The sequence below is a fragment of the Citrobacter sp. wls826 genome (genome assembly GCF_005281245.1).
Classification (GTDB): Bacteria; Pseudomonadota; Gammaproteobacteria; order Enterobacterales; family Enterobacteriaceae; genus Citrobacter; species Citrobacter braakii.
In genome coordinates this window covers 128729-138303 of record NZ_SZWS01000051.1, presented here as the reverse complement: position 1 = coordinate 138303, position 9575 = coordinate 128729, and the positions used below count along the sequence as shown (strand labels likewise).

8 protein-coding genes are annotated in these 9575 nt (G+C 54.1%); 4 read left to right on the top strand and 4 right to left on the bottom strand.

What is annotated here, in order from left to right; genetic code table 11:
* Positions 1 to 1193: lysophospholipid transporter LplT (gene lplT, locus FDW87_RS12220; RefSeq protein WP_137379806.1), on the bottom strand; the 1193-nt coding region annotated here is incomplete at its 3' end.
* Positions 1186 to 3345 (bottom strand): bifunctional acyl-ACP--phospholipid O-acyltransferase/long-chain-fatty-acid--ACP ligase, encoded by a 2160-nt coding sequence (gene aas, locus FDW87_RS12215; protein WP_137379798.1) that lies wholly within the window; start codon positions 3343 to 3345, stop codon positions 1186 to 1188. The genes aas and lplT, both read right to left, overlap by 8 nt.
* 599 nt (positions 3346 to 3944) lie before the next feature.
* Here aas and galR point away from each other — a divergent pair.
* Positions 3945 to 4973 carry an HTH-type transcriptional regulator GalR gene (gene galR, locus FDW87_RS12205; RefSeq protein ID WP_016157382.1) on the top strand — a complete coding sequence of 343 codons (1029 nt, stop codon included), beginning with the start codon at positions 3945 to 3947 and terminating at the stop codon, positions 4971 to 4973.
* Positions 4974 to 4986: 13 nt separating this feature from the next.
* Positions 4987 to 5997 (top strand): LacI family DNA-binding transcriptional regulator, encoded by a 1011-nt coding sequence (locus tag FDW87_RS12200; RefSeq protein WP_008785715.1) that lies wholly within the window; start codon positions 4987 to 4989, stop codon positions 5995 to 5997.
* Between the two features lie 51 nt (positions 5998 to 6048).
* On the opposite strand, the gene lysA is transcribed toward FDW87_RS12200, so the two are convergent.
* A complete protein-coding gene (gene lysA / locus FDW87_RS12195) occupies positions 6049 to 7305 on the bottom strand; it encodes a diaminopimelate decarboxylase (RefSeq protein ID WP_016154282.1) in 1257 nt (418 codons plus the stop codon).
* Positions 7306 to 7423: 118 nt separating this feature from the next.
* Here lysA and FDW87_RS12190 point away from each other — a divergent pair, with 118 nt between their 5' ends.
* Positions 7424 to 8359 (top strand): LysR family transcriptional regulator, encoded by a 936-nt coding sequence (locus tag FDW87_RS12190; protein WP_016157385.1) that lies wholly within the window; start codon positions 7424 to 7426, stop codon positions 8357 to 8359.
* On the opposite strand, the gene FDW87_RS12185 is transcribed toward FDW87_RS12190, so the two are convergent.
* Positions 8331 to 9038, bottom strand: coding sequence for an aspartate/glutamate racemase (locus FDW87_RS12185; protein ID WP_047414387.1), 708 nt, complete (start codon positions 9036 to 9038; stop codon positions 8331 to 8333). The two genes, FDW87_RS12190 and FDW87_RS12185, sit on opposite strands and share 29 nt — an antisense overlap.
* A 137-nt stretch (positions 9039 to 9175) precedes the next feature.
* On the opposite strand from FDW87_RS12185, the gene FDW87_RS12180 reads away from it, so the two are divergent.
* The gene (locus tag FDW87_RS12180; protein WP_137379797.1) at positions 9176 to 9502 is read left to right on the top strand and encodes a cupin domain-containing protein; all 327 of its coding nucleotides are present in this window, start codon (positions 9176 to 9178) and stop codon (positions 9500 to 9502) included.
* Positions 9503 to 9575: the final 73 nt, after the last annotated feature.

The window sequence follows — 9575 nt, the reverse complement described above, 5'->3', positions numbered from 1 at the left end:
GGCTGGCGGCGCTGCCAAATCCACAGCGCCGCAATCGCCAGCGCAAACAGCGCGCCGAATCCAATACCAATCGCTACCGCCGGGATCCCCACCAGCACTGCCAGTGAGTAAATCCCAAGCATCAGCAGCATCGCGCTGTTTTCGCCCAGGTTTTGCACCGCGATCGCATTACCCGCACCGACGCTTTTCTTGCCCCGCTCCTGCAGCAACGCATTCAGCGGTACCACAAAGAAGCCACCTGACACGCCGATAAGCATCAGCAACGCGTAAGCCGGAAGCAGCGCATGCTGAAGTGAGAAAATCAGCACCACGACGCCAATCAGGATCCCCGCTGGCATACAGCGCGACACGGTTTCCAGCGTCACCAGCTTCGCTGCCGCCCCCGCGCCTACTACAATCCCAATCGCTACCATGGCATTGAGGTAGGTCGGCGTAGCGTTATCGGTGATGCCGAGCGCCACCGGAACCCACAGCACCAGCAGAAAACGCAGCGTGACGCCCGCGCCCCAAAAAAGGCTGGTTCCGACCAACGAAAAACGTGTTTCACCGTTGCGCCACAGCGAAGAGGCGGCGCAGAAGAAACTGCGCGTCATTTTCCCCAGATGCCAGGATTGGCCAGGACGAGCCGCGGCCAGTTTCGGGATGTACAGGTTAGCCACCACGGCGCCAGCATAGGCCAGCGCACAGGCAGAAAGCGCGGCAATCACATGCCAGTCGGCCAGAACGCCACCGGCGACAGAACCGAGCAAAATCGCGGCGATGGTGGAGGCTTCCATCAGGCCGTTGGCTTTCACCAGTTTGTCACCGGTGGTCAATTCACCGAGAATGCCATACTTGGCCGGTGAGTACGCGGCCGCGCCAATCCCCACCAGCGTATACCCGAGAAACGGATTAATGCCGAAGCAAATACTCGCCGCGCCCAGCAGTTTCAGGGCGTTCGCGAACATCATCACTCTGCCTTTGGCAAAGCTATCCGCCATCTGTCCAACAAATGGCGCAAACAGGATGTAAGCGCCCACAAACACCATTTGCAGGATTGGCTGGCTCCAGTCCGGATAAAATTGTTCCTTCAGCAGCGCCAGCGTGGCGAACAGCAGTGCGTTATCGCCAAACGCCGACAGAAACTGCGCGGCGATGACGGACATCATCCCTTTGGACCAGATTGAAGTGTTAGTGTGCGCTGACTCAATCATGTTGTTTTTCCGGCTCATCGACCCAGCTTTTCAGCGTAACAAAATCCGGCTTACCGCTGCCGAGTAATGGGAGTTGCTTCAGGTGGCGAATATCACGCGGTACGGCAAGTTCAGGCACGCCATGCGCTCGCGCATACTGCTGTAGTTTTTCACGTGTGAGTTCGCTGTCGGTAGTGAACAGCACCAGCGCCTCACCTTTGCTGGCATCGCTCTTGATCGCCGTGGCGTGCATTTTGTCTGCAGATACCGCCAATGCCAGTTGCTCAACCATTTCCAGCGAGACCATCTCTCCGGCAATTTTAGCAAAACGCTTGGCGCGCCCCTGGATCTGTACAAAGCCGTTTTCATCAAAGCGGACGATGTCTCCGGTGTCATACCAGCCGCGCTCAATCTCACCCTGCGCATTTTCTGCCGTCGGCACTTCCAGCACGCCAAGTTTTTCGACGCGCAAATAGCCGCTCATAATATTCGGGCCTTTCAGTTGTAAACGCCCACCGTCCTCAATACCCGGAACAGCCAGCAGTCGGGCATCCATGCCAGGCAAGATGCGCCCTACCGTTCCTGATTTTGCCGCCATCGGCACATTGATCGACACAACCGGCGCACATTCCGTCACGCCATAGCCTTCAAGGACACGCAGGCCAAATTTCTCCTGCCATAGCTGCTTTGTGCTGTCTTGCAGTTTTTCTGCGCCTGCCACCACATAGCGCAGGCGGTGGAAATCGTACGGATGCGCGAAACGCGCATAGTTACCGAGGAACGTTGAAGTACCAAACAACACGGTGCAGTTCCGGTCGTATACCAGCTCCGGCACAATGCGGTAATGAAGCGGGCTGGGATAAAGAAACACTTCCGCACCGGTCAGTAGCGGTGTGAATAATCCCACCGTCAGGCCAAAGGAGTGGAACAGCGGCAGTGCCGACATAAAGCGGTCATCGGCGGTGAAATCGGCAATTGTTTTAATCTGCTCAACGTTCGCCAGAATACTCTTGTGGCTGTGGACCACGCCTTTCGGATGGCCTTCCGAACCAGACGTAAAGAGGATCACCGCAGCCTCTTCCGGCTGCTGTTTCACCTGCGCCAGATGCGGTGCCAGCAGATGTGAGAAAATCCACAGCTTATCGCTCAACGTCACATCGGCTTTTAAATCTTCCAGATAAACCCAGCGTACCTGGGTTAGCTGTTCCGGTAGATGCCAGAGTTTGCCTTTATCGAGAAACTGTCGGGAAGTGAAGATCGTTTTGATTTCAGACGCAGTAATGGCGCTGGTTAACCCTTTCACGCCCGCCGTGTAGTTCATCATGGCCGGAATGCGTCGACGCGCAATGGCACCAAAAATGACCGCCGCGCTGATCCCCGCATTTGGCAGCATCAGGCCGATTTTTTCACCTTCGGCGCTGTATTTTTCCAGAATACGGGCCACAAAGAGCGTCTTAGTCAGCAGTTTGCGGTAGCTGTCCGGCGTAAAGTTAACATCTTCAATGCAGTTTTTGCCCGCGCCAAAACGGTATTTTGCCGCCAGCAGCGACTCGTATAGCGTTTCACGCGGGCGTACCGCCATGCGAGCTTCCATCATAATTTGATGTAGCATTTCACCGGCGATTTTGCGGCGATCGCGAGCTCGCGGGGCTTCCGGCATTGGCATTTGGGTCGGCGGTAGAATGTGCAGTTGGATACGCGGGAAGAATCGCTGTTTAACCAGACCTTTCAGGCGGCTGAAGTGGGAAAGCTCTGCCCCCTCAATGCGGACAGGAACGACCGTCGCTCCCGACTTCGCGGCGACAAACCCGGCACCGTCATATATTTTCATCAACGAACCGGTGGTCGAAATGCGTCCTTCGGGAAAAATCACCACCGGACGGCCCTGCTCGACCAGACGGACCAGATGCTTAATCGACATCGGTTTGGTTGGGTCTAACGGCACGAAGTCAATCAGCGGGGTTAGCCAGCGCATATACCATTGCTGGCTGATCGAGGTGTAAACGGCGAAGACGGGACGAATCGGTAAAAATAGCGCCAGCAGGATGCCGTCTATAAATGAGACATGGTTGGGAGTGATTAGAACGCGTTCTCCCTGTAGCGCGCTGACATTGCCCGTGACGCGAACGCGGAAAAGCACGCGAAACAGATTACGAAAAAAGCCAAATAGCATCTCAACTCCCTGTGCCATTAATTATAGAAACATTAATGGTGGGAGAGTATACGAGTTGGGGAATGGGTGCGACAGGTAAACAGGTAAATACAGTCCGAAAAAAAACCTGCGCATCCGCGCAGGTCGGTGCAAGAGACAGGTACGAAGTGCGTACCGAATAATCTCACCAATCAATACCTCTGGGATCTTGATTGTGGTCGTCAGCAGCCAGATACGCCAGTACGAAAACGCAAAGGAATGAACCCAAATGCAACGAGTTGTGTAAATTATCGGTTACTGTTACAGATAGGCTGAAGGCAAAAAAAAACCTGCGCATCTGCGCAGGCTGGTGTAATTCTAGTGATCAACCCGAAAGTTGATTTCACCTATCAATACCTCTGGGATCCCAACTTTAGCAATCCGCTCAGTTCTCCCACCAGCGAACAATCGCAACAGCACATCGCAAAGTGTAAGCAAAAATTAGCATTTTCTATTTTCTGTCTTATCTTCGCTCGCGCGCGCTCACATTTGCGAGGTCCTGACGGGCAATCTGCTTGAACAGCCAGCCATTTTCCGTAACACTGACGGAATGTAAGCGTTTACCCACAACAGGTACTATCATGGCGACCATAAAGGATGTAGCCCGACTAGCTGGTGTATCAGTCGCCACCGTTTCTCGAGTGATCAATGATTCCCCCAAAGCCAGCGAAGCATCGCGTCTGGCCGTAACGAGTGCAATGGAATCACTCAGCTACCACCCCAATGCGAATGCGCGTGCACTGGCGCAACAATCCACTGAAACCATCGGCCTGGTCGTTGGTGATGTGTCCGATCCATTCTTTGGGGCAATGGTTAAAGCTGTCGAGCAGGTGGCCTATAACACCGGGAATTTTTTGCTGATTGGCAACGGCTACCATAATGAACAGAAGGAACGTCAGGCGATTGAACAGCTCATTCGCCACCGCTGCGCGGCCCTTGTTGTCCATGCCAAAATCATCCCGGATGCGGATTTGGCTTCATTAATGAAGCAAATCCCCGGCATGGTATTGATTAACCGAATTCTGCCGGGATTCGAACAACGCTGCGTTGCCCTCGATGACCGTTTCGGCGCATGGCTCGCTACCCGACACCTTATTCAACAGGGCCATACGCGCATTGGCTACCTGTGTTCCAATCACAGTATTTCTGATGCGGAAGATCGTCTGCAAGGCTATTACGACGCGCTGGCGGAGAGCAATATACCGGTAAGCGATCGACTGGTGACGTTCGGCGAACCGGATGAAAGCGGCGGTGAACAGGCCATGACCGAGTTACTTGGTCGTGGCAAAAACTTCACTGCGGTAGCCTGCTACAACGACTCAATGGCGGCTGGCGCCATGGGCGTATTGAATGATAACGGCATTGATGTGCCGGGAGAAATCTCGCTGATTGGCTTTGATGATGTGCTGATTTCCCGCTATGTGCGCCCACGTCTGACCACGGTACGCTATCCCATCGTGACGATGGCAACCCAGGCCGCTGAACTGGCGCTCGCGTTGGCGGAGAAGCGACCCGCACCTGAAATTACCCACGTCTTTAACCCAACTCTGGTGCGTCGCCATTCCGTTTCGGCGCTGACAGAGCCGGGGAACTCATCGTCAAACGATTAACCAGGATTGCGTCATGACTACGATGTTGGACGTTTCACGACACGCAGGCGTCTCAAAAGCGACCGTTTCGCGCGTACTAAATGGAACGGGTCAGGTAAAAGAGAGCACGCGCCAGAAAGTGTTCAAGGCCATGCAGGCACTCGATTATCGGCCCAACTTTTTAGCGCGCTCTTTAGCGAATCGCACCAGCAACAGCATTGGCCTGGTGGTTTCCACATTTGATGGATTCTACTTTGGCCGCCTGCTGCAACAGGCCTCGCGCCAGACGGAGTCTCACGGCAAGCAGTTGATCGTCACCGATGGTCACGACACGCCGGAGCGTGAGCAGGAAGCCGTGCAAATGCTGGCCGACAGGCAGTGCGACGCCATTATTCTTTATACCCGCTATATGAGTGAAAAGGCGATTATGTCGCTGATGAACAGCATTGCGATGCCCTTGCTGGTCATCAACCGTGATGTCAGTCAGGCCCGCGATCGCGCGATTTTCTTTGAGCAGGAAGACGCGGCGTATCAGGCGGTCAATTATCTGATCTCGCAGGGGCACAGCGATATTGCTTGCATCACCGTGCCAGGCCATACGCCTACCGGTAAATCCCGCCTGATGGGGTATCGTAAGGCTCTGGAAAAAAACGGTATTCCCTGGGATCCTGATAAGGTTAAATACGGCGACTCCACGATGACGCGAGGCTATGAAGCCTGTCGAGAACTGCTGGAGGAAGGGGTGAAATTCAGCGCCCTGTTCGCCTGTAACGATGACATGGCATTAGGTGCATCAAAAGCGTTACATCAGGCCGGACTGAGGATCCCGACGGACGTCTCGCTGTTTGGTTTTGATGATGCGCCCAGCGCCAAATGGCTGGAACCGGGGTTATCTACCGTTTATCTGCCGATTGATACCATGATAACCACGGCAATCGACCAGGCTATACGTCTGGCCAACGGTGAGAGCGTGGAGCCGATCCCTCCGTTTACCGGCAAACTGGTATTACGTGACTCAGTAACGCTCGGACCGTACTTTAAGTAATATGAAAAAGAGCCGGATAGTGACGCAAGCACCTTATCCGGCCAGCTTTACTCAGATTAATTCCAGCGCTAACAGCTCATCAATGGTCTGGCGACGACGAATCAGTCGCGCCACGCCGTTATCAAACAAGACCTCCGGCAGCAGCGGGCGGCTATTGTAGTTTGACGACATTGACGCTCCGTACGCCCCGGTATCATGCAAAACCAGATAATCACCCGGCACCACCGCAGGCAACAGACGGGTTTCCACATTTCCGCCTTCCTGCTGGGTAAACACGTCGCCTGATTCGCACAGCGGTCCGGCCACCACGGTCTCCCGTTGAGGAGTTTGTTGCAGAGAACGACCATCCCCCGCCAGCGCGGAGATATGGTGATAGCTACCGTACATGGCCGGGCGCATCAGATCGTTGAAGCCCGCATCGATCAGCACAAAGTGACGGCTGCCCATCTCTTTTACGCTGCGCACCTGCGCCACTAACACGCCGGCTTCCGCGACCAGAAAACGCCCTGGTTCGATCTCCAGTTTGACGGCATGACCCAGATGACGCGCAATACTATCGCGCGCGGCGTTCCACAATCCAAAATAGTGATCGGTGTCGATCGCCTCTTCACCTTCGCGATACGGGATTGATAAACCGCCGCCTGCGGAGATCGCCTCCAGATCCTGACCAAATTCCACCACCTGACGCACCATCGCGCCGCACACCTGCTCCAGATGCGCGTAGTCCACGCCAGAGCCGATATGCATATGAATACCTACCAGCTTCAGCTTATAGCGCTGAATTACCTCCAGCGCCGCCGGAAGATCGCTGTACCAGATGCCGTGCTTGCTGTTCTCACCCCCGGTATTGGTTTTCTGACTGTGTCCATGCCCAAAGCCAGGGTTTACGCGGAGCCAGACGCGATGGCCCGGCGAGAGCTGGCCCAGTTGTTCCAGCATATCGACCGACCCGGCATTTACCGGAATGCTCAATTCATGCACCCGGGCGAGCGTCGCTTCATCAATCATATCGGCGGTAAAGACAATCTCATCTTTGCCCGGTACAAAACCTGCCGCCAGCGCGCGTTCAATTTCGCCAAGCGAGACGGAATCGACCTTCACGCCCTGCTCGCGCATCAGGCGCAAAATATGAATATTCGAACATGCCTTCTGGGCAAAACGCACCACGTCAAACTGACTCAGTTTGGCAATCTGCGCGCGAATAATCTGCGCATCATAGACCCACACCGGGCAGCCGAATTCGGCAGGCAGGCGCAACAGGTTGTCGGCGGTCAGGTCAGTGTCTGTGTTGTTGAGTGGGCGTGGCATGGCGTGCTCCGGTATTGGCTTTTTTATGATTACGCCACAGCTCAAAAAGAATAAAAAATATCGTTTTATCGTGAGTCTATGCAAAAATGATATGGATTAGCTCATTCGAGGATTGCTTATGCCCGCGGTTAACCTGCGTCACATTGAAATTTTTCACGCCATCATGACCGCAGGCAATCTGACGGAAGCCGCGCGCATGTTACATACCTCGCAGCCCACCGTCAGTCGGGAACTGGCCCGATTCGAAAAAGTCCTGGGATTAACGCTGTTTGAACGCACGCGTGGCCGACTGCATCCAACCGTGCAAGGCTTACGTCTGTTTGAAGAGGTACAACGTTCGTGGTACGGCCTGGACAGAATTGTGAGCGCCGCCGAAAGCCTGCGCGAATTTCGTCAAGGTGAATTGTCGATTGTTTGCCTGCCGGTATTTTCGCAGTCCTTTTTACCGCCGCTGCTGCAGCCATTTCTTGCGCGCTATCCGCAGGTCAACATTCAGATCGTGCCGCAGGAGTCACCACTATTGGAAGAGTGGCTGTCGGCGCAGCGCCACGATCTGGGGTTAACGGAAACGCTGCATACGCCAGCCGGAACGAAACGCACCGAATTGCTGGCGCTGGATGAAGTGTGTGTACTGCCGCAGGGGCATCCGCTGACCGAGAAAGCGGTATTAACGCCGCAGGATTTTCAGGGAGAGAACTATATCAGCCTGTCGCGGACCGACAGTTACCGTCAGCTACTGGACACCCTGTTTAACGAACATCAGGTGAAGCGCCGCATGGTGATTGAAACCCACAGCGCCGCTTCAATTTGTGCAATGGTGCGGGCGGGCGTGGGGATCTCGGTGGTAAACCCACTGACCGCGCTGGATTATGCCAGCAGCGGAGTGGTTATCCGCCGCTTCAGCATTTCGGTACCCTTTACGGTCAGCCTGATCCACCCACTTCATCGCCCTGCCTCGGCGCTGGTCGATGCTTTTACGGCGCATCTGCAAGCCCATCTCCCGAGACTTATCGATCCGCTGGAGGCTATTTTGTATCCACAGACGAAAGCATAAACGCCACCGCATCTTGCGCATGGATTGCCGCGGTGTCGAAAACCGGTAATGGACTTAGCTCGGCTGGAACCAGCAGACCAATCTCGGTACAGCCAAAGATAACCCCTTGAGCGCCCTGTTTAGCCAACTGATCAATTACGCTCAGGTAGTAGTCGCGGGAAGCGTTGCTGAACTCACCGAGGCACAGCTCGTCGAAAATAATCTGGTTTATTTTCTGACGATCATCAGCCTCAGGAATAAGCGTGCTAATACCAAATTCAGTCTGTAGACGTCCGCGGTAAAAATCCTGCTCCATGGTGTAGCGCGTACCCAGTAGCGCCACGTTGTTCAGTTGCTGTTTTTGTATGGCCCGACCCGTCGCATCGGCAATATGCAGGAACGGCACGTCACAGGCGGTTTCAATCGCCTCAGCAACTTTGTGCATGGTGTTGGTACACAACACAATCCCCTCCGCTCCGGCTTGCTGAAGCCCTGCGGCGGCCTGCGCGAGGATCTCCCCAGCCCGCTGCCAGTCACCGCCAGACTGACAGGCTTCAATCTCGTGAAAATCTACGCTGTGCAACAGAATCTGTGCCGAGTGCAGGCCACCCAGACGCTGTTTTACCCCTTCATTAATGAGTCGATAATAAGGAATGGTGGATTCCCAGCTCATACCGCCTAACAGACCGATCGTTTTCATCATTTCCCCTGATTTGTTGTTATCTCTCCAGTGAACCAAAGATGTGATCAACTTTCCACATCTGTTGGCGTGCATTTCTTTTTTTAATTTTCTGATATAGGTTTAATGAAACATTGTTTTAATTACTGGAAGGCCAGATGTTTATTTTTCATAAAGAGACCTCTCTTGAAGATCTGGGCAATGGCGTTACCCGACGCATTCTTGCTCACGACGGTAAAATGATGGCGGTTGAGGTGAACTTCGAGCAAGGCGCGATTGGCCCGATGCACAATCATCCGCATGAGCAGCTGACTTACGTTTTGTCTGGGGAGTTTGAATTTACCATCGGCGAAGAAAAGCATGTCGTTAGGGCAGGCGATACCCTATATAAACAGCCCAACATTATGCATGGCTGCGTCTGTTTAAAACCGGGAACGCTACTCGATACCTTTACGCCCATGCGCGAAGATTTTCTGCCTGCGTAATTTTATCTGTTCGTAATCTGCCTGGCGGCATAATGTTGTTCCAGAGGGAATGAATATGTCGCCTCCGGTGTAT

Coding starts and splice junctions, on each gene's coding strand:
- aas (WP_137379798.1), bottom strand. CDS start 3,345: ATGCTATTTGGCTTTTTTCGTAATCTGTTTCGCGTGCTTTTCCGCGTT.
- galR (WP_016157382.1), top strand. CDS start 3,945: ATGGCGACCATAAAGGATGTAGCCCGACTAGCTGGTGTATCAGTCGCC.
- FDW87_RS12200 (WP_008785715.1), top strand. CDS start 4,987: ATGACTACGATGTTGGACGTTTCACGACACGCAGGCGTCTCAAAAGCG.
- lysA (WP_016154282.1), bottom strand. CDS start 7,305: ATGCCACGCCCACTCAACAACACAGACACTGACCTGACCGCCGACAAC.
- FDW87_RS12190 (WP_016157385.1), top strand. CDS start 7,424: ATGCCCGCGGTTAACCTGCGTCACATTGAAATTTTTCACGCCATCATG.
- FDW87_RS12185 (WP_047414387.1), bottom strand. CDS start 9,038: ATGAAAACGATCGGTCTGTTAGGCGGTATGAGCTGGGAATCCACCATT.
- FDW87_RS12180 (WP_137379797.1), top strand. CDS start 9,176: ATGTTTATTTTTCATAAAGAGACCTCTCTTGAAGATCTGGGCAATGGC.